Annotated in this window: 18 protein-coding genes; 5 read left to right on the forward strand and 13 right to left on the reverse strand. The window is 38.4% G+C overall.

What is annotated here, in order from left to right; all coding sequences use genetic code 11:
* Nucleotides 1-3: 3 nt before the first annotated feature.
* The 9 genes from PLE33_02730 to PLE33_02770 form a co-directional block, all read right to left on the reverse strand.
* Nucleotides 4-2,916 (reverse strand): hypothetical protein, encoded by a 2,913-nt coding sequence (locus tag PLE33_02730; protein ID HPS60159.1) that lies wholly within the window; start codon nucleotides 2,914-2,916, stop codon nucleotides 4-6.
* Between the two features lie 251 nt (nucleotides 2,917-3,167).
* Nucleotides 3,168-3,671 (reverse strand): FumA C-terminus/TtdB family hydratase beta subunit, encoded by a 504-nt coding sequence (locus PLE33_02735; GenBank protein ID HPS60160.1) that lies wholly within the window; start codon nucleotides 3,669-3,671, stop codon nucleotides 3,168-3,170.
* Nucleotides 3,672-3,674: 3 nt separating this feature from the next.
* On the reverse strand, nucleotides 3,675-4,526 hold the full coding sequence (locus PLE33_02740; GenBank protein ID HPS60161.1) for a fumarate hydratase: 852 nt from the start codon (nucleotides 4,524-4,526) through the stop codon (nucleotides 3,675-3,677).
* A gap of 3 nt (nucleotides 4,527-4,529) precedes the next feature.
* Complete coding sequence (locus tag PLE33_02745) at nucleotides 4,530-5,408, reverse strand: DUF58 domain-containing protein (GenBank protein ID HPS60162.1); 879 nt, start codon at nucleotides 5,406-5,408, stop codon at nucleotides 4,530-4,532.
* Entirely contained in the window at nucleotides 5,409-5,609 is a 201-nt protein-coding gene (locus PLE33_02750) for a hypothetical protein (protein ID HPS60163.1), read from the reverse strand.
* A 152-nt stretch (nucleotides 5,610-5,761) separates the two neighbouring features.
* Entirely contained in the window at nucleotides 5,762-6,544 is a 783-nt protein-coding gene (locus PLE33_02755) for a lysophospholipid acyltransferase family protein (protein HPS60164.1), read from the reverse strand.
* Nucleotides 6,545-7,073: 529 nt separating this feature from the next.
* A complete protein-coding gene (locus PLE33_02760; protein ID HPS60165.1) occupies nucleotides 7,074-9,806 on the reverse strand; it encodes a C25 family cysteine peptidase in 2,733 nt (910 codons plus the stop codon).
* Between the two features lie 14 nt (nucleotides 9,807-9,820).
* Entirely contained in the window at nucleotides 9,821-10,612 is a 792-nt protein-coding gene (locus PLE33_02765; GenBank protein HPS60166.1) for an RNA methyltransferase, read from the reverse strand.
* 2 nt (nucleotides 10,613-10,614) lie between these two features.
* The gene (locus PLE33_02770; GenBank protein ID HPS60167.1) at nucleotides 10,615-11,499 is read right to left on the reverse strand and encodes a DNA alkylation repair protein; all 885 of its coding nucleotides are present in this window, start codon (nucleotides 11,497-11,499) and stop codon (nucleotides 10,615-10,617) included.
* Between the two features lie 373 nt (nucleotides 11,500-11,872).
* On the opposite strand from PLE33_02770, the gene argF reads away from it, so the two are divergent.
* The 3 genes from argF (at nucleotide 11,873) to PLE33_02785 (ending at nucleotide 14,572) form a co-directional block, all read left to right on the forward strand.
* Nucleotides 11,873-12,871: an ornithine carbamoyltransferase gene (gene argF / locus PLE33_02775; GenBank protein HPS60168.1), complete on the forward strand. Its 999-nt coding sequence runs from the start codon at nucleotides 11,873-11,875 to the stop codon at nucleotides 12,869-12,871.
* Nucleotides 12,872-12,991: 120 nt separating this feature from the next.
* Nucleotides 12,992-13,819 (forward strand): site-specific DNA-methyltransferase, encoded by an 828-nt coding sequence (locus PLE33_02780; GenBank protein ID HPS60169.1) that lies wholly within the window; start codon nucleotides 12,992-12,994, stop codon nucleotides 13,817-13,819.
* A 12-nt stretch (nucleotides 13,820-13,831) separates the two neighbouring features.
* Entirely contained in the window at nucleotides 13,832-14,572 is a 741-nt protein-coding gene (locus PLE33_02785; GenBank protein ID HPS60170.1) for a PmeII family type II restriction endonuclease, read from the forward strand.
* Between the two features lie 22 nt (nucleotides 14,573-14,594).
* Here the strand turns inward: PLE33_02785 and PLE33_02790 are convergent, their stop codons facing one another.
* Nucleotides 14,595-17,486 (reverse strand): M20/M25/M40 family metallo-hydrolase, encoded by a 2,892-nt coding sequence (locus PLE33_02790; GenBank protein ID HPS60171.1) that lies wholly within the window; start codon nucleotides 17,484-17,486, stop codon nucleotides 14,595-14,597.
* A gap of 472 nt (nucleotides 17,487-17,958) precedes the next feature.
* Nucleotides 17,959-18,846: a phosphatase PAP2 family protein gene (locus PLE33_02795; GenBank protein ID HPS60172.1), complete on the reverse strand. Its 888-nt coding sequence runs from the start codon at nucleotides 18,844-18,846 to the stop codon at nucleotides 17,959-17,961.
* Nucleotides 18,847-19,341: 495 nt separating this feature from the next.
* Here PLE33_02795 and PLE33_02800 point away from each other — a divergent pair, with 495 nt between their 5' ends.
* Together PLE33_02800 and PLE33_02805 are read left to right on the forward strand one after the other, a co-directional pair.
* Nucleotides 19,342-19,788 carry a hypothetical protein gene (locus PLE33_02800; GenBank protein ID HPS60173.1) on the forward strand — a complete coding sequence of 149 codons (447 nt, stop codon included), beginning with the start codon at nucleotides 19,342-19,344 and terminating at the stop codon, nucleotides 19,786-19,788.
* A 183-nt stretch (nucleotides 19,789-19,971) separates the two neighbouring features.
* Nucleotides 19,972-20,151: a hypothetical protein gene (locus tag PLE33_02805; protein ID HPS60174.1), complete on the forward strand. Its 180-nt coding sequence runs from the start codon at nucleotides 19,972-19,974 to the stop codon at nucleotides 20,149-20,151.
* Here PLE33_02805 and PLE33_02810 read toward each other — a convergent pair.
* Complete coding sequence (locus PLE33_02810; GenBank protein ID HPS60175.1) at nucleotides 20,129-20,773, reverse strand: transposase; 645 nt, start codon at nucleotides 20,771-20,773, stop codon at nucleotides 20,129-20,131. The genes PLE33_02805 and PLE33_02810 overlap by 23 nt on opposite strands.
* Before the next feature lie 48 nt (nucleotides 20,774-20,821).
* Nucleotides 20,822-21,003 (reverse strand): hypothetical protein (locus tag PLE33_02815; GenBank protein ID HPS60176.1); only part of this gene is annotated, 182 nt, incomplete at its 5' end.

A 21,003-nucleotide genomic window follows, 5' to 3' on the forward strand; every position in this document is an offset into this window, starting at 1 on the left:
CATTTATTTAAGGGGAAATAATTCGCTAAGACCGGTTAACTGAAAACTGGAAAGAATCGCTCCAGCTATTACAAAGGCAAAAATCAGGAATTTGTAATAGTCCTGCGCTTTCAAAGTTCCCAGCTGCATTGGTTCACGGTTTAAATAAGAAGAAGCAGCATAAAGCTCTTCTCCAATTAAAGTATAATCACAAGTTGTAATAAAGAAAGGAATCTGGGTTATAGCATCTGTTCCGGCAATTTGATAAGCTCCAATTGAACTTCCTGTTTCGGTCATCAATAATGCTTCTGCTGCAAAATATCCCATATAAAAGTTCGTGGCTACCCGTTCCCTAATCATAATTCCATTTACCCCTGCTACATAAGCAAACTGGGTATTCGTTAAGAAAAATATGTTGTTTTTATCGTAGCTATCCGGACGCCCTACAGAATAATGTGCATCTCGCACAATTTCCTGCGCTATAGGCAAAACAATATAATCATAGACAGGTATAATCAACTTTATATCATATTCTGCTGTCTTTTTGGCAACCAAACTTAGGATTCCCATTGAAGCAATTGTAGAGACATCACTCACCCCTAAATTTCCCATCATATACATAATAGGTCTGCCCATTTCCGTAGCTCTGCCTACTGCAGTATCAATTTCTTCCAAACCGGCTATTGGACGAATATACAAATCCTTTCCGCGTTTGGCTAAATTGATAAAAACTATCACAAATATGCAGAAAACAAGCATTGCCACGAGAGTAGTATATTTATTAGTATCAAAAATATTGGAAATCGGTTTCATATACAGAATATCATCGCCGTCTTTTAACAAGTCACTTTCTGTAAACAGCCCTCTGCCATTTGTGCGGACAACCTGATAAGTGCTGTAACGGGAATAATCCTCTCGGGTTTTAGCAATGAAACGCATCCTGCTTTTCCGGTTTGTAATTGTATTGGCTTTAAGCAGTTGTTCGTTCTTGCTGTAGGCATTCAGCTGTTTTTGTATCTGGTCAATATGCTGTTTTATTTGTTCCGTTTTAGCAGGATCAGTTATTGTATCTTTACTGGTTTTAAGTTCTAAAAGCTTTTTATTTAGCTCTTCAACCTTCTCCTGTGCTTCTTTTTTGCCTAAATCAGGAAAAATATTGGTCTCAATGCGGATTTCATTATTTTTATCATACACCAAATCTATATTCGGAGAAACCAGAGCCAGAGGAGTTTTAATATCATTATTTCTTAACTTGCGGGCTTTCCGCTCTCCATTTATATAAGTTATAAACGAATCACCCTGAGCAAAACTAAAACCATAAACCTGCTTTGTGATCATAGTAACATAAGGAATAGTTACTTCCAGCGAATTATCGTAAGATGTATTTCGTTTAACCATACTTAACTGCGGCGAAGCCACATTTTTGCGATAAACAACATTGCTGATTTTGGAAACATCTATGCCGTTACGGTATAGTGCCTTAGTAGGTAAAATAGCTAACATATTGGGGTCATATTCCAAATTTTGTTCCAGGCAATAATCCTGAGGTATTTCCGGCTTACCCCGCATCGTAATTTTTACCCGAAATCCCTTTTTGTAATCATAATGATCAGGCACTTTTAAGATAATGCTGTTATCCTGATAAAATTCATTAATTTGGGCAAAGGGCTTTGTTTCACCCTTCTTATAGAACTCAAAATAGATATTATCCACTTTCTGAGTATCGGTTTGATTCAGCTGATAATTTACCCTGAATTTATTGAATTTATCATTTAAAGCAGTGGTTTTAACAACAAAGCATATTGGATGATCCCAAAGAACAGTTAGTCGGTCACCTTTGTCATTAGGTTTATCTTCCATTTTTAAAACCGGTTTTGCAGGTAAATCATAACTGCTTTTCACCTTCGGTTTGCTTAAAGCGGAAAAACTGCTGAAACCATCCGTATCCATCAATTCCAAAGCATAGTTAGAATTAATATAGGTAGAAAGGGAATCACCCGCAGGAATAGAAACCTGACAATAGTTTTTTCCGTAACCGTAACCTGCCGAACCTTCATGAAGAACTACTGTTTTTGCTTGAAAAAGTTCAGGATGTAAGCGAAGCGAATCCCACTCCGTAGATGATAAAAGAGGTGTTTGGTAAATACAATATTGATATATATCTGAATTATAAAGAGGCAGTTCCCATTCAAACCGTAACTCTCTTAGATCTTGCAAAACAACACTGTGAAAAGCTGTTGCCGGTTCAGGAGCATTGGGTTTCGGACTGCCTGCTATAATTTTTGCGGGCTTTTGAAACTGTCTTCTTTCATTCACCGCTACAATAGTATAAAAGTATTTCTCCCCGGGATTTAAGGAACAATATACCGTCTGTTGATTATCTTTTAGCCCCGCGTAGGTCTCGTCTTCTTCTTTCCTTTGCTTATCGGAATTAGACAAAGTAACCTTTTTGCTGCTGTAATAGTATTTGTTCTTTTCAATAAATGAAGTCAGGGTATATTTATCCGCCATCTTAGCTAAAAAAGGAATATCCCGAGGCATCTTTTGATAGAGGGGACTATTTGCACTTTGCTGCTTTTCCTTTTTTAAGTGCCGAGGCGAAGAAATATCAAAAAATTCCGTGCCGGAATTATCGTAATAGAACATTCTCTCAGAAGCAACACCTGTTTTTACATTAACCGGAATGGCATCTATAAAGAAAAGGGTATCAGGACTTACTCCCCTGTAAATACGGTATTCAATAATTCTTTTGTTCCGTTCCAGGGGCTTCCACGATAGCATTAATCCCGTTCCGTCATCAGCAGGAATATCTTCAATTTTGAAATCTTCTACTACATAGCTATCGGCATCTGTTCTTTTCTGAGCAATTGTTGCTGTGCCAACAATAATGAACAGAAACAGCAATAGAATGATTATGCGGTTTCTATATAACCTCATACGCTCTGTCTCCTATTGGTCAATCTAAACAGTTTATTCAAGCTTCCGTTCCACGCACAAAAAATCCCCTTTTATGTCAATCACTTTTTTTCAAACCTGATTTTTGTCCTCACTTCCTCGCAAGAACCAATGTCTATAAAATTAGCCGATTTTCGCCTTTTGGACATTTCGCCATCTCGCTATTTCGCCATCTCACCATCTCGCCATCTCGCCATCTCGCTATTTCGCTATCTCGCCATCTCGCCATCTCACTATTTTATGCCCACAAATACCGGAATTTCTTTCACCCGAAGCTTATAAATTGCCTCAGGACCCAATTCCTGCCACAGGAATGTTTCATAAGAAACGATATACTGAGAAAGATAGGCAGAAATGCCTCCCGGCATAAGGAAATAGACCGCTCCAAAATCCATAATCGTTTTTTGCACTTCCAGCGAGCGTTCACCTTTGCCAATCATAACTCGTAAGCCGTTTTGAATTAATAGAGGCGTGTAAATATCCATTCGGGAACTGGTTGTGGGTCCTATAGCGCCACATCTATTTCCTGGTTTCAACGGGCTTGGTCCACAATAAAAAAGTGCCGTTTTCGCTAAGTCCAAAGGTAATCTTTCCCCTTTTTGCAATATCTCAGCCATTTTTTTATGAGCTGCATCTCTGGCTGTATAAAGAAATCCGGTTAAGAGCACTTTATCGTATTGCTGCAAGGGAGCTATGTCTGCAGGACAAATAGGCAATGTATATCTATATGTTATCATAAGTTAGATTATTATTTCTATATGCCGGTGGGAATGGCACTGTAAATTAACTGCTACAGGTAACGAAGCAATATGACAGGGAGCCGTTAAAATATGCACAGCGAGGGCGGTTGTTTTTCCACCCATACCTTGAACTCCAATTCCTGTTTCATTCACTCTGTTTAGTATATCCTTTTCCAAAAGAGCATATTCTTCTATGGGATTATTATTATTCAAGGGCTGCAAGATTGCTTTCTTGGCTAAAAGGGCACAGGTCTCAAAATTGCCACCGATGCCGATTCCTATTATCACAGGCGGACAGGCATTACCTTTAGCCAGAACAACCGTCTCTACAGCGAAGTTCATTATTTCAGCCGCGTTAGCAGAAGGAGTGAACATTTTTAGGCGGCTCATATTTTCTGCTCCACCTCCTTTTTGAGCTATCTGTAATTTTATCTTATCTCCTTCTACCAAAGAGAGATGAACAATGGCGGGAGCATTATTTCCGGTATTTTCTCTTCTAAAAAGAGGGTCTTGCAAAATAGAGGGACGCAAATATAATTCCGCAGAGACCTTTTTCAGCGTCTCATTGATAATTTCTGGTAAGGGCAGCCCTTCTATAATACATTGATTACCTATTTCAGCAAAAACAACAAGTGTTCCCGTATCTTGACAAAGGGGTATTTCTCTGGCAGGTGCCAGTTCAATGTTTTGAAGCATACAATTAAGGATTTCCCGGCTGAGCGGATTGCTTTCGTTATTTAGGGCTAATTTCAATTTTGCAGGTAAATCGGGATCGGGGTTAAAAGTGATGTTTTTTATTGCTGTAGCGAGCTTGGAGGCAATTGTTTCATGTGAAACATAGCGGTAAGGCATTGTTCAACCCTTCTGTCTTTTAATCAGATACTTCAGCAGCAGGTCTTCTATCGGAGTAAAGGTATCTACAGGGTTATATTCAATACGGTTTTTATAGCATTCATTCTTCATATAGGTTACAAATTTATTGTAATTTTCCCGGTATTCCTTGCGAATTTGCCAAGGTGAAACCGTTATTTTTTCGCCGGTTTCGCTATCTATGAACTGAGCTTCTCTTTTATAATCAAACTTTTCTTCTTTGGGGTCAACAATATGAAAAACAAGCACTTCATGATTGCGGGTACGGAAATGCTTTAGTGCTGCCATAATTTTTTCCGGCTCATCTAAAAGGTCACTGATAATGATTATTAAAGAGCGTTTCTTTACCAGTTCGGCAATTTGATGCAGGGGAGTTAAGAATTCAGTAGTATCTTCCGCCTTTAAATTAATTAGGGCTGCAAAAAGTTGAGAAGTGTAATTTCTTATTGCCTTGGGGGGAAAGGCAGAAGTGATTTTATTGTTAAATGTATAAAGACCGGCAGCATCTTTTTGAGAAATCATCAGCCACGCCAGGGCACCTGCAAGTTGAGTTGCATATTCAATTTTACTGTTTTTACCGGAACTGAAAAACATTGACTTGCTGTGGTCAACAAGAATGTAGCTGCGCAGATTGGTTTCTTCTTCATAGCGCTTGATATAATAGCGTTCCGTTTTTGCCAAAATTTTCCAGTCCAGGTCTCTTAACGGTTCCCCGGGATTATATTGTCGGTGATCGGAAAATTCAGCGCTGAAGCCATGGTAGGGAGATTTATGCAAGCCCACTAAAAAGCCCTCAACTATGCTTTTAGCAGTAAGCTGAAATTTATTTAACCGAACCAGCGTTTCTTCTGATAAAAAAGGCATTTATTTCTTTTTGGGTTGATACAATAAGGCAAAAGGTATTATTACGGCATAAGCGAGAGCCAATAGTATCGGCGAAACAGATATCTCGTTTAAGGACATAATTAAGTAGCCGATAACTAATACTATCGCGGCAATCAGCAATAAGATATAGTTGATTTTACCCAGGTGCAATTTGTTTTTTGCGTCATCTTTATTATTCATCTCTGCTCCTTTTTGCAGAATACTTTTCCTTCTGTTTCTGTTTAATTATTATGCCTGCGCAAGCAGGAATTACAAAATAATCAGCCCTATCCAGCATAAAATTCATCCCGGTTCCTAAAAACCATAGTTACAAAGCTGCTCAATTTGTCAACTTAACTTTCGTTTTTTTCATAGCAAGAAAGGATTTGCTGATATATTTCCGCCGAAAGTTCCTGCCTGGTTTTGCCATCTTTATAGGGAACGGCTTCTAAAACTTCAATTTCTGCTTCAAGGGTATGTCCGATAAGTTTCCAGTAATGAGAGAAAAAGGGCATATCGCCATACCAGTATATCAGATCGCGATTTTCTTTATCTATCCTTCTTCCGTCTATTGTTTTATATTTAATACAGAGCGGAAGAACAGCACATTGGGCTGAAATTGCCACCTGGAAGAGGGATTTTCGGAAGGGTTGAATCGTTAATCCGTTCGTGCTGGTGGCTTCAGGAAACAGAAGAACTTTAAAGCCATCCCGAATAGCGGAAGCGAAGTATTCAATTTCCCGGGGTAAAGATGCGAACTTTTTTCGGTTAGTATAAAGGCATCCCCCATCGCGGGTTATTTTGCCTAAAAAGGGATTATGTTTCATTTCTACGGAAGTGATGAATACCATATTCTCCAATGCAGCAAGTAATATTATATCTATGTAGGTAGTATGATTGGAAACCGCCAGGTATGCTTTATTATGCCATTTCTGCAGTTCTTGGGGATTTTTGATGCTTAGCTTAATCTTAAAAGTGCGTAAAAAGTGTTTGCCAAAGCGGCTATTGTTTTTAACTAATCTCTTTCTCCGCAGGTTTTTATTCCTGGTTGTTAATCTTATTATTGCAGATAGCAGGAAATATTCGCCAATTAAGAAGCAGTGCCGAAGGATACAGTGTAATTTGCGTAATACCATTTTTTATAAACGGGTTATACTATGTTTATGTCTTTACCGGCAAAACAATTGTTAAGGTGCCTTTGGCTATTTGCCAAGCAATTAGCTGGTTCTGTTTTTAGTCGCATAATTAGTTTCAAACCTTTTTTCATCTCTGCATTGTTTTTCCTTTATTGATGCTTTAAAGATTCTTTAACGATTCCTTAACGGAACTAAGGAATTGTTAAAGCATTGTTAAAGGGTCGTTATATATTCTACTATGAGACAGGTGATAACTTATTCGGAAGTAATAGTTTCAGGTATCTTCGCCATCCTGCAAAGTTCCAAATAGGACTATCCCCTTTGCTTGTAACTGTTAATTAAACTTTATAGTTCCTCTTTCCTTCCTGCAAACGCAGGATATAATACCTGCTAAACAATCTCTTAAACTATCTTTTTCATTGGGTTTATAACCCTTCGTAAATAACTGCTGTTCTAAAAGCATTCATTATAGGAATTATGTATGGGGTTAGTTATATTTCTCATTTGCCAACTTAACATCTTTCCTGCGTTACTTTAAGAGCAGCATTTTCCTGGTAATATTCTTTTCCGGGGTAACAATTTTATAGTAGTAAACTCCGCTGGCGCAAGACCTGCCGTTTTTATCTCTTCCATCCCAGGTAAATTGATAATCACCGCTTTTAAGTTCAGATTGAACAATGGTTTTCACTTTTTGACCTTTCCCGTTGTAGATTGCAAGAGATATTGGTGAACCCTTGGAAAGATTAAAGCTGATAGAGGATAGTTGTGAGGTGGGATTGGGAAACACACTAAGAGATTGAATTACAGAAGGTATAACCGGATCGTCATTGCCCTCAGGATTATAATCCATCACTTCCAGTTCCGAAAGAATTATCCCTATCAGATTTCTCAGGGTATAGTCCCCTGATTCTATTTGTGCGGTTCTAAAAGTGGAAGTAAGCACAGAGTAATTATCAGTAGCATTTAAAACGCCTATAATAGGATTATCGGTATTGCCGGTGGAGGAGAAAAATATTCCTTCCGCCGATATTTGATTAGGAATGAGAGCATAGACAACGGATGAATCAGACGGGACATAATTCCAGGTTATATTATTAGCAGGATAAAGGATAGAGGTAACACTAAGAGGAATATTATCTGCCATCTGAACACCCATTTTGGTATATAACTGTCCGTAACTATCATCAAAATAATTCTCGCAATAGAGTTTACCTCCCGCTTCCAAATAGCTATTTAAGTAACTGTATTCATAAGCAGTTGGCAGCAGTTCTGTTTCGGAAAGTGAATTTCCAGCCAGGTAAAATACTGCCTCAAAGTTATTCAAATAAGCATAGTCCGGAATTAGTTTATCGGAATAAATCACATTGAAATCGCTTATCTGCCTTAGGGCATTAACAACTGCAAGTCCTTCATTTCCTGTGGGTTCCCAAACCAAAATTTCTCCCGTGGGGTTAATTTGATTAGGAATCCAACCCAGCATCGGATCTCCAAAAAGCATATAAGTGTAAACATTTTGTAATTCAGGGTAGATTATGCCTCCGGTATCAACAGGATCACCAAAAAGGTAAAATTGGGTATGCAAAAGATTTGCCCAGGAATGTGCAGAACCTAAATCCAGTTTTGCCTGACGGAAGTTTTCCACAAAATGATAGTCATAACTGGCAAGTCCGCCCCAACCAGGATTTTGCCATCCGATTTTATACCAGCCGGTTCTGGTAGCTGCAATAACTCCTACTGCTTTTTTAATTAAGGCATATTCTGCCAGGCAGGCATTACTGTAATCCAGATATCCGTTATAGCACGATGCAGCATAAATAACCGTTCCACTTGTATTTTCCAAATTATCAAAACTTTGACAATCAACTAAACTCTTCCAGTCCATTTCACTGTCTTCAGGTAGGTTATTTTGATTATAATCATTTTCCCAAACTCTCCGGGAAGAGTGTCCATAACTGCCATGTGCATCCCAATTGATAAAACCCCAGCTTTCAGAATTAAGCTTGTTTCTTAAATTGTTATAATTTAAAGGCAGGTCTCCGGGAAAAGAAGGAACAACGCCTTCCTGTTCATACATAGAAAAGTTTTCCTGTTCTGCTAAACAGGTATTCCGCATAAATTCCATAAAAAGGGCTCCATCTGTTTGTAAATATGGAGGTTCCGGTTCTCCCTGATAATTCAAAAAAGCTGCCGGTAACAAGTTTTTATCTTTCCAGGGCTCAGTTGTTTGTTCGTAAGCAACTATCCGATTGGCAATGGCGGAGACCTCAGTAGCATTATTGGTAGAAATGCGTCCTGCAAAGACCTCCGGGGTAAAATCAATGCCATAATCCTCATTCATATAACCGGTGGAATATTCACCTCGCCTGCCATCATTATCGGTATCCCAATTACTGCTTAAATCGGAATAAAAGAAATCTGTAGCAACTGTATCCAGCCCATTGGGTTCAGGAATTACATAGGCAACGGGAACAAGATCATAATCACCAACTAAAAGCAGGTAGGAAAAGGGAATCTGAACATAAGTATTCTGCAGAAAGTTACGCAACTTTTCGGCATTATCGGTTCCCGTTCCGGAAGCTAAAGCTATTGCTATATCACAAAAAGAAACTTCTACACCTTGAGCTTCACGATAGAGAACAAGAGTATTCAAAGCTGCATACAAATTCGGGGTAGTAATAACCAAAAGACGATTATTGCGTTCTTTGGAGGTATTATACCATTGGGAAAGATATTGCGGATTAGCAAAAAAATCAGCTTTGTTGAAAACAGGCGGAATAACGCCTTTGGCTTTGGGTGTTGCTGTATAGTTCATAGTTATGTTGCACGAAGAATTCCACTGCCAGTTAGCGCCTTCATAAACTGCTGGCAAAATATTGAAACAGGCATAATTCAGCTCTCCCCATTTGCGTAAACCTGAATAGCTGTAACGCGAAGGAGTGTTTCTATTAACAGGAGAGGTTAATATTTCCTCTCCGTTGGTAAAGGCGGAATTTATTGCCGGCGGTTCTCCGGCAAGGGTCTTGGCGGAATCAAATTTCACTTGCCAGTTATCAATAACGGCATCTTTAGGTAGAAGAATATTTACTTGCTTAACAGGCAGCTGCAATGTTCCGGGAGCGCCGTAACAACCATAACCCTCTTTACTTAATGCCTGAAGGGAAAGCCCCTCGGCAGGAACAGGAAATTGAATTGTAGTGCTAAGTGTAGTTGCCAATATCAGCAACGGCAAACATAGTAAGATAAGACAAAGTGATTTTTTCATTATTCTTCCTTATGTCAGGTTTTTCTTTGGTCCGGTTCTTCCCCATCGGAATGTGGCTGTTCATTAATAATATAACCCAAACCCTTACCTGTTACCAATACATTAAAACGGTTAAACATCTGTTTTAAACGGTATAACATATTTTTATCGGGATTTAGCTCTGCCAGCATCTTAGCCAGAAATGCCTCCCAGTTAACCGTTTCCTTTTTTTGGAAAAAGCCCGTGGAATGCATCACTGCCAAAATGTATTTCCCTAAATCATTTATTTCTTTGCCACTGGCGGCATTATAGTGTTTGTTTATGCTTTGCTCCTCTTCCAAAGGGAAAGAATATATTTCCCAAAGAGCTAAAGCAACTGCCTGAGCCAGATTCAAAGAAGGAAAAGCCGGATTTGCCAAAAAATGACATCGCAAAGGACAAAGCTCTGCTTCCAAATCCGTTAAACCGTAGGTCTCTCTGCCGAAAACTAATCCTATCTTTGCTTTAGGTAAACTCTGCACATATTTTGCCATCTGCCTGGGAGTAAAATCTACGGGTTTATTTTTCCCCACCCTTCGGGAAAAGGCAATAATTCTATCCAGACCCTGTATTGCTTCTGCCAAAGAGGTATAAGTAACTGCATTTTCCAATATTTGCTCACTGTGCATAGCCAGGTAAAAATCGTTCTTTTCCGGTGCTTTGCCTACAATGCGTAAATCGGAAAAACAGAAATTATGCATTATTCTGGCTACGGCACCTACATTTCCCCCATAGATTGGCTCTACCAAAATTACTGCCACGCGTGAGTAATCCCGCTTATAGTTCATATTTATTTGTAATAGTAATTGTTTTCGGAATTGGCTGCTTTTTGGTTTTGATTCTCTCTCTTCTTTTTCTTGGCTATTATACCTGAAAGCTTAGCTCCCATTGTAGCTACTTTGGGATTATCATCATTGCGCCAATCAGTAATCGTCTTTTGAGTAACATTCATAAATTCGTTGGTTTTATCTCTCCTACTGCGTTGCGCATAAATATTAGCCAGTTTTTTCATTGTTTGCCAAAGAATGCGAATCCTGTTTTCATCCCCTTCAATTAACCAGCGACGAATGCTGTTGTAACATTGCACGGGTCTTTGTCTTCCTACCTGAGTAAGAATATGGCAAACCTTTTTTTGCACTTCCTCACTTTCATCATCCAACAGATTGGACACAAAGGAAAGAACATATTGCGGATAACGGGAAGCGATATTTTCCATTCCATGCATACTGATAGCCCGCTTTTTCTCGTTCTCTGAGGACGCCCAAAGAGGCATATATTCCTGCATCACTTCCGGTGCCTTTTTCCAGAGCTCAAAACAGATGGTCTCAGATTCCCAGGGAACACTTTCAAAGGTCTTTTCCAGCGTCTTAATTACAATTTCAGGATTATCCTGATGCTTGTAATAAAAATAGAATAGTGCTGTAGCCCGAACCCCATAAATGAAATGCTCTATAAGCCGTCCACATATAGCATCCATCTCTCCGTTACAGGAATATTGCGCTAAGCGTTTACCCAATTCTTCTCTAACAAAATAGTTTGCCGTATTGCCAAGGTCTATAATTTGTTTTTCTGCCAGTGTGTCTTTTCCTTTTTCTACATTGCGGAAAATTTTCTCCACTTCTGTATCAAGGATTTTATAGTCGTCCAGATTTAGACGCCCAACTTCTTTTATCATACATCCTGCTTTTAGACAGGTTTTTTGCCCTGTCTGTTTAATTTGCTATGTTGTCATACTTGTTATAATTTACTTGGTATTAGCTATTTGATACCCTTCCCTTTTTAATCCCTTCTGCAAGGGCTTGGGGAGAATAGGAAATGTTGTATGTCCATCTAAAAAACCTATCTTGCGGTTACGAGCTTTCTGTCAAGAAAAAAGACAATTGGCAACAACAAGAGAAACTTGTTGACAGTTAGGTTGCCGTTTTAAAAAAGGATTGTAACCTGAATTTACTTATTATTCGTTTTTTCAGGGTTTGGGATTTACCTGAAACAAGGTAAACCCGGTAAAACAAAATAAAATTCAAAAAAATAACCAAAAGGAGACCGAAATGTCTTTTAACCTTAAGAACCGTAACTTTCTTACCCTGATGGATTTTACTCCAAAGGAAATTCAATATCTGCTTGATCTATCCCTGGAGCTGAAAAAAGCCAAATATGCCGGCACGGAACAGCAGAAACTAAAAGGGAAAAATATCGCCCTAATCTTTGAAAAAGATAGCACTCGCACCCGTTGTGCTTTTGAAGTTGCAGCTTTAGACCAAGGTGCTCATACAACTTATTTAGGACCAACCGGTTCCCAACTGGGCAAAAAAGAATCCGTTGCCGATACAGCAAGGGTTTTAGGCAGAATGTATGATGGCATTGAATACCGGGGTTATGGACAGGAAATTGTGGAAGAACTGGCAAAATATGCCGGTGTACCGGTTTGGAACGGTTTAACGACTGAGGATCATCCCACGCAAGTTCTGGCTGATTTTTTAACTGCTCTGGAATATATAAACAAACCCTTGAACAAAATGGTATTTGTTTATTGTGGAGATGGACGCAATAATATGGCAAATGCTTTACTTATCGGTGCTTGCAAAACCGGAATGGATTTTCGGATTGTAGCTCCTAAAACCCTGTTTCCCGAGGAAACTTTAATTAATAAATGCCGGGAAATTGCTCAAGAAACAGGTGCTAAAATCACCCTAACAGACAATATTGATGAAGGAGTGAAGAATGCCGATGTCCTTTATACCGATGTTTGGGTCTCTATGGGTGAGCCGGATAGCGTTTGGGAACAAAGAATTAAACTGCTAAAGCCCTATCAAGTAAACGAAGCAATGCTGCAGAAAACAGGAAAAAGCACTACTATCTTTATGCACTGCCTGCCTTCCTTTCACGATTTGAAAACCAAAATCGGCAAAGAAATTTATGAAAAATTCGGTTTAACGAGTATGGAAGTTTCCGATGAGGTCTTTGAAGGAACCCATTCCGTTGTTTTTGATGAAGCCGAAAATAGAATGCATACCATTAAAGCCGTGATGGTTGCTACTTTAGGATAAATCTGAAGTTAAAACTAAAGTAAACTGGGAGTTCTTCCCTACTGGACTTTTTCTTCTTGACCTGTTTTGGGAAAATATGTAAAAGGGATTATATTATAAGTGAGGAGGTGAAGTTACTTTATGAGCAATAATGACTATGAATTATACCTTGGTGATGCTCTGGAAATTCTGCAAAAGCTTGAAAAAGAGTCCATTGATTTAGTAGTAACATCACCTCCTTACGCAGACAGCAGGACTAATACCTACGGGGGCATAAAACCTGATGAATATAATGAATGGTTTCTACCCGTAACCCAGGAACTACTAAGAATTCTAAAACCCACGGGAACATTCATCCTGAATATCAAAGAAAAAGTAGTTAACGGAGAAAGGCATACCTATGTTATAGAATTGATTTTGAATATGAGAAAACAGGGCTGGCTATGGACAGAAGAATTTATCTGGCATAAAAAGAATTGCTACCCGGGAAAATGGCCTAACAGATTTCGGGATGCATGGGAAAGATTGTTGCAATTCAATAAAAACAAATTTTTTAAGATGTATCAGGAAGAAGTAATGATCCCTATAGGTGACTGGGCAGAAAAACGACTTTCCAACTTAAGTGATACCGATAAAATTAGAGACACTTCCAAAGTAGGTAGTGGATTTGGTAAAAATGTATCTAACTGGGTGGGCAAAGATAAGGTCTATCCTACAAATGTGTTACACTTAGCTACTGAATGTGGTAATAAAAATCATAGTGCAACCTTTCCTTATGCTTTACCCGAATGGTTTATAAAGCTGTTTACCAGACCGGGTGATGTAGTTTTAGACCCTTTTATGGGTTCAGGAACTGCTATTTTTGCTGCTTTGAATATGGGGAGAAAAGCAATTGGAATAGATATAAATCCTGAATATTATAACTTAGTTTTGGGGAAAATTCAAAATCAGCAACAAGTTTTGTTATAAACGAGGTTATTAGTGATTGATGAAAATGACTTGAATGAATATGTGGAAAAGCATATTGAAATATTTCATAACAACAGGATTATGAATATCAGCAATTTGAAGCTGACAAATATCTTAAAACATAAAAATCCGTATCTGTTTAGAGCCAAGAATATGCTTAATGCCGGAGAATTAATAAAGTCCATTCTGGATGCTCACTTATCTTCTGCTGAAGAAACGATGTTTGGTGAATTTTTGGAAGCGTTAGCTATCTATATTTGTGGAATGATTTATGGGGGAGTGAAATCATCTTCTTCGGGTATAGATTTGGAGTTTAATAAGGAAAACAAACGGTATATTGTCTCCATAAAATCAGGTCCTAATTGGGGTAATAGTCGTCAAACGGCAAAAATGATAGATGATTTTAACCGAGCTGCCAGAATTATTCGTTCCAATAATAAAGAAGCAACAGTGATTGCCATAAACGGTTGCTGTTACGGAAAAGATGATAAACCGGATAAGGGTTCTTACTATAAACTCTGTGGACAGCGTTTTTGGGAGTTTATTTCCGGTGATGAAGAGATGTTTACAAAAATTATTGTTCCTCTAAGCTACAAAGCTAAAGAGAAAAATGATAATTTCTATGCAGCATACACTAAACTAATCAATAGCTTCACTGCAGAGTTTATTCAGGACTTTTGCGATAAGGGTATAATAAACTGGAATAAATTATTGAAGTTTAATTCAGGTAAAGCAGCCAGTAATAAGTTCTAACTACTATTAGCTGTTATGCACACTATTTCAGCAGCAGTATTTTCCGGGTTTGAATGTTTTTACCTTGTTGTGCCTGAATAAAGTAGATACCTGAGCTTACTTTTTTACCAGCGTTATCATTACCTTCCCAAGAAAGATTATTTTTCCCCTTCGGAATTCCCTGGAAAAGGGTTTTAATTAACTGTCCTTTAAGGTTATACACCTGAACATTCAAAGGAGCGTAACTATTTTTGCAGAGGATATTGATTTGGGTAGAAGCAGAAAAAGGATTCGGTTGATTTGGCAAAAGGGTAATTTCCGGAACGGGATTATTTACCTCATCTGCTACTGCAACAGGTAAGCCAAAATAGTTCTCTATAATGTAATGCACAACTTGACGGCTTTGGTTAAAATCCATATAGTAAAGAGGAAAGCTGAAGGTTACCGTTTTACCTGAAAAATAAGTGTTTTGAATTCCAACTGTTCCACCGTTCAGAATTCCCTGAGGCACATTATTCTCATAAGCAGAGGCATATTGATAAACAGGAATGGCTTGAGCATTCGCAGTTAGCGCTTCTATCTGATAAAGGTGTCCATTAAGAGAAACGGGAACTTTATCGGGGTCAACCTGAATATCCAGATAGCCGGGGGACACACTTTCTGCCCTATTGAAACGGGCTTGGGTAGCGTAATTAGTTCCGCTGATACCTAAAACTTCATTGATAAATGTATCTTCAGCAAAAACAGCAGGATAATCTGCATTCAGTTCAAAAGTAAGCCCCGGATGAAAAACACTGAATAGAATTTTACCTCCATAATAGATATAGTTCCTTAAAGTATCCTTAATTTGATTGAGATAAGTCATATCCGAATAATCGTTACCATGCCAGATTATAACTGAATAGATGCCAATATCACACAGGCGTAAGTCCTCAGTTAAATCAGCCAAATCAAAATGAGCAGGATTCCACAGACCTTCTACCAATTGGTCATAATAGTAATCTACTACTTCATCAGTTGGCTGAAAAGGACCCATTCCGTTTAAATCTACCGTTTCATCAATAATAAGCAATCCGCAGTTCATACTTAAAGGTCGGGTTTTGAGAACCGGGGTAAAAGAACTGCTGTTATTATCATTGTCAAAAGCGCAAAGACGATAGTAATAATAAAATTCCCCGCCCTGAACATTAGTATCCTCATAACTGCAAGCAGTTTCAGACAAAGTAGCAATAAGAGTTCCCGTTTCGGAACTATTCAAAGAACGGTATAGTTTATAGCCGGCTAAATCAAGCTCGCTATTTGGATGCCAGGAAAGTTGAATCCCTGAAGGCAATGCTTGGTCTGTAAAATTGACAGGTGGTTGGGGTATTGACCGGGGAACACATTGAGCCGTATTAGAATAGCTTTCAATACCGGAAAAAGCTACAGAAGAGATAGCAAAGAAATATTGCTGTCCCGAATTTAATCCTGTGATGCTAATTTCGTTGGCAGTTGTAATTTGAGTATTATTAAGGTTATTTTGAGACAAACCCCAGGAAAGATGATAATGAGAAAAATCCGGATCGGGAACAGAACTCCAGGAAAGATGGACACTATATCCCGTGCCTTCATCTAAAGCAGTGAAATTTGAAGGAGGCGACGGCATTTCAGCAAAACTTGCAGTTACTGCCGTGGAAGCTTTTATTACCTTACTACAATAAACAGGATCAAGATTAGCAACGGTATCATCATTACTATGATAGACAGCAGAAAAGTTATACTCAAAGAAATAAATAGCCGGAAAACCGTGTTGCCAGAAAGAATGACTATCACTGCCGGCAGAATTAAGATAACCATAAACAGGTTGCAAACTGGTATATTGAGAAGTTATCAATGCTGCATAATCCGTCTGTGCTATGAAACCATCGTAGGGCATTAATAAAACCCTCAGATCAGAGGGATTGGGACTTGTATTAGCTATCATATCGTGATTTATCATTATGCGGATATCCATATCTGTCTGATCAGCCAAAGTGGCATAATACTTTGAACCCCAAAGCCCGAATTCTTCAGCGGCAAAGGTAACAAAACGAATGGAACATTTGGGTTGATAGTTATTTGCCATCATCACTCTTGCCATTTCTATTGCGGCAACTGTGCCACTGGCATTATCATCTGCACCGGGAGCAAAAACAAGAGGATTATCATAAGTTATGGAATCGTAATGACCACCAACGATAATATAGGTATCGGGATAAACGGTTCCCGGAATTGTAGCTACAACATCATATTGAGTAGTTCCATTCCATTGAAAACTACTCAGTTCAGCATTACTAATGCCAAAACGCAGAAATTGGGATTTCATCCAATTTGCCACTATGTATCTATTATCTGCCAAAGCATAACGGGTAGAGAAATTTTGCAGTGACTGCAGGAAAGATAAAATACTATCAGCAGAAACCGAATTAACCAAATTGACAATATCTGTGCGTTCCGCTTGAAGGGTCTTTTCCAAAGTAGAAGTATCGGGAAAACGCATTGGCTCCCAAAGCAAAGGGACAAAAGGATTGCTGATTTGTTGCCGAAGCCGAAGTTCATCCAATTTGGTCTCCAACAACACTACCGAACCCATTTCCAGCAAAACTTTTCCGGCTTTTGCCAAATCCACCTGCGGATATCTGTCACCTATCGTTATCAGATAGAACTTTCCACTTCTGGAAGTTCCTAATTGCAAAGCACCAGGATATTCGTAACTGGTTCCGGCGATAATATATAATTCATTGTAATAGTATATCTCCAAGCCACTTTGGGAAAGGGCTTGAACTGCATTATACAATGATTTACTTTCCCCTGAAAGAGAAAGCCCGGAAACCGGTAAACCGATAATGTAATTCGGAATTGCCGATAACATTCCAATAGTAATCAAGATAAATATGAGAAGCAGATATTTTTTCATTATTGTCTCCTTTTTGAATATTAGTTTTAAGCAAATTATATTCCCGAACTCTGCTTTTGTGTAGCCGGAGGATGCTATGCCTCCGCTTTTTTTTAGCCACCGAGAACACCGAAGTCACCGAAAAATACTTGTAACGGCTATGTATTGATAATTATGGTGTAGCCGGAGGATGCTATGCCTCCGCCTTTTTTAGCCACCGAAAACACCGAAGTCACCGAAAGTATATTAAATAATCTTTTCTCTTTTTCTCTTTTTCTCTTTTCCTCTTTGTTAAATTAACTCTCTTTTCTCTTTTCTCTTTGTAAAAAAAAACCTTCGGTGTTTTCGGTGTTTTCGGTGGCTAAAATACTTCTTTTCCTCTTTGTAAAAAAAATCCTTCGGTGTTTTCGGTGGCTAAAATAACTCTTTTCCTCTTTGTAAAAAATCCTTCGGTGTTTTCGGTGGCTAAAATAACTCCTTTTCTCTATTTTTATTAAAAACAGTAAGTAAGCGATACTCTATCAGTTAAGGGATTTATCCCAAGCTTTATTCTCGGTGTATCCTGCAATACCATTTTTCCTGTTACATAACCAATCACGGCACCCGCAAAAACATCGCTGGTCCAATGTTGGTCACTGTTCAATCGCGATAGGGAAGTTAAAACAGCAATTGTATAGACGGTTGGCGGCACCAATCTGGTCTTTTTAAATTGTTCTGCCAGCACAGGAGCCAAACTCCAAACCAAAGTGGAATGCCCCGAAGGAAAACTATTTTTGGAAAAAGAAATTCCGCTATCCTGCCAAAATTTTTTGCCTTCTTCTTTAAAAGGTCTTTGTCTTTGCGAGGCAAGCTTCAAAGTTTGAGTAACCGCCAAAGAGATAAGCGAACTCTTCAAGCAAAGCAGAGAGGTATCTATTGTTTTTTCATCTTTGGCAATATATCCTCCTAAAGCAGTTACAGCCATAAGCGGAAGCATAATTTTCACTTCCCCGAATTGTTCAGCTACAGTAAAAATATCATCGGTGACCTTTATTCTATTTCGTTGATATAAATCCCGCAGCTCCTCATCCAGCAAATATAAACCTCCGGTAGTAACAATTATGGCACTTGCTTTCAGCCAATCGTCATTTTGCCAGTTGCCAGGTGCCGTAACTGCTGAATAAATTGTTTCAGGATAAGATAAGAGATAATCCTGCAAATAGTTATCTTCTTCCGCAAAAAGAGGTATCCTGAAAAGGACGATAAGGATGCCGCTTATCAGAAAGAGGGTTTTCAGATTGATAATGCCTATATTTTTGCCAACTTTTTTATAGTTTCCCGCCGGTGCAGGAGAGGCAATGAGCTTTTCTTTCCAAAACTGATGTAAACAAGCTGCTTTCATATTTCTATGCTGTGAAAGAGAGCATTTCTGTCAAGTTCAAACCGTTTTTTGCCTTTCCGCAGTTTTCCTGAGGGTTATATTTTTTTTGTTGCTGGCAGCTATGTTCCATTACTGTGATTTAGTTCATAAATCATAAATGGATATTTTTTAATTGATTTTTAGCTTCCGGATTACCCGTTTGGGAATCAGAATATTAAAATTAGGAAGGGGGTTATCTTTCTTCTTCCGAGTGGTTTACGCCACCATCGCTATTATTGTGTTGCCCTCAAGGGCTTTTGGCAGCCGATATACAGTAAAAAAGATTCCTGTATGCATCCCATATTGTGATACGGGAAAGATACGAGAATTATATCGCCTGCATACCTTCTATCAGTAATGTTGGATTAGCTGCGAGCAGCAATTTTTATAGCAACCGGTATTTTGTGTAAGATTTGTCACCATTCCTCATTTTTGTCACCCCCTATAGAAGTGAGAACACATAAAGGAGAAACAAAAATGAAAGTAAAATTTCAATACGGACTGGCTGGTTACACAGGTAAAGCCGATGGACTGGTGTATTGTTTTGATAGGACTTCGGGCATTGTTTACGCCCGGAAAAAAGTTTATCCCCGGTTAACGAAAGAAAACGCCAGAATTGGTAATATTTCTCACAACCTCTTTTCCTTGAAACCTGCGAACGAATACAAAGATGATTTACGCCTCTATTTAATGAGCTACAATGGATTAAGGGAAAATAGTTCCCATCCTTTGCGCTCTTGGGTAAATTTGTATCTGCGCTTAATGACAAATATGGCTAAAAGGAATCCGGATATAGACCTGAAGACAATCACGCGTCAGCAGATATATCAGGAAAATCTGCCCTGCATAAGTGTAAAAAATGCCGTTGAAGCAGGCATCCTTCCTCCCGTAAAGGGCTATGAAAGAATGACTGCTTTAATCTAACGGAAAAACGATGTTCCCGCCGTTTCAGAAACTCGGAAAAACGATGTGTTCGTCGTTTAAAAAACCCGGAAAAACGATGTGTTCGTCGTTTAAAAAGCCCGGAAAAACGATGTTTTCGTCGTTTAATAAAATTTACCTACACATTTGTTCCTGAAGATACTGATTTATCTCATATTTTTATTTATGGTTGACGAGGACATCAACCTTCCGCTGTTTTTGGTTGACGAGGACATCAACCTTCCGGGTTTTTTGGTTGACGAGGACATCAACCCTCCGGGGATTTTGGTTGACGAGGACGTCAACCCTCCGGGGGTTTTGGTTGACGAGGACATCAACCTTCCTATTTCCTTATTATATTATTAATATAATAACTGTATTCCCAATCATTATAATTCTCTACCAGTCCTGCTTTAACGGGATTATTCATAATGTAACTAATCGTATTACAATAATCCTTTTCATTTCTGATATAGCGATCAAAATAATCCTTGCACCAAATAGGTCCTTTTTGATTATACAATTTATTAATCTCTTTGGCAGTAAAACCCTTTAATCTTTTTATTATGTCGCTGATTTTGTAATAACTATCACTACCATCTTCTTTGGGTTCCAGCAGTAAATGAATATGATTTGGCATTATACAGTAGGAATGTAAGTTATACAAATTACTATCGTAGAATTTAAAAGCAGACATAATAATATTAGCTGTTTTCGGTTCACACAAATTCAATTTCGGTAATGTTAATTTGCCCAGGTAATTATCCCATTGGAGGATTTTTTTATTATAATCTTCTTGTTTTTGGCTTCTTACAGAAACATCAGCTTTTATATCGGAATAAGATTGAATTATATCATTCATTTCAGCTAATAGATTTTGGAGATTACCTGGTATAATGAAAGCAAGTCGCCAGGTAAGTGAAATTACTTGTCCTGCTTCTTGATAATGAGGAAGATAACTACGGTGAAATTCAATAATCGGAAACATTATAATACTGAACCTCTATGATAAGTTTATATACAATTATCTTAAACATCAGAGTGAGCTTTTTTGTAAAGCAAAATCTTCCGGAAAAACGATGTACCCGCCACTAAAATAACTCGGAAAAACGACGTCCTCGTCGTTTAAAAAATCCGGAAAAACGACGTCCTCGTCGTTTAATAAATCCGGAAAAACGACGTCCTCGTCGTTTAATAAATCCGGAAAAACGACGTCCT

This window comes from Candidatus Cloacimonas sp. (genome assembly GCA_035403355.1).
Lineage (GTDB): Bacteria > Cloacimonadota > Cloacimonadia > Cloacimonadales > Cloacimonadaceae > Cloacimonas.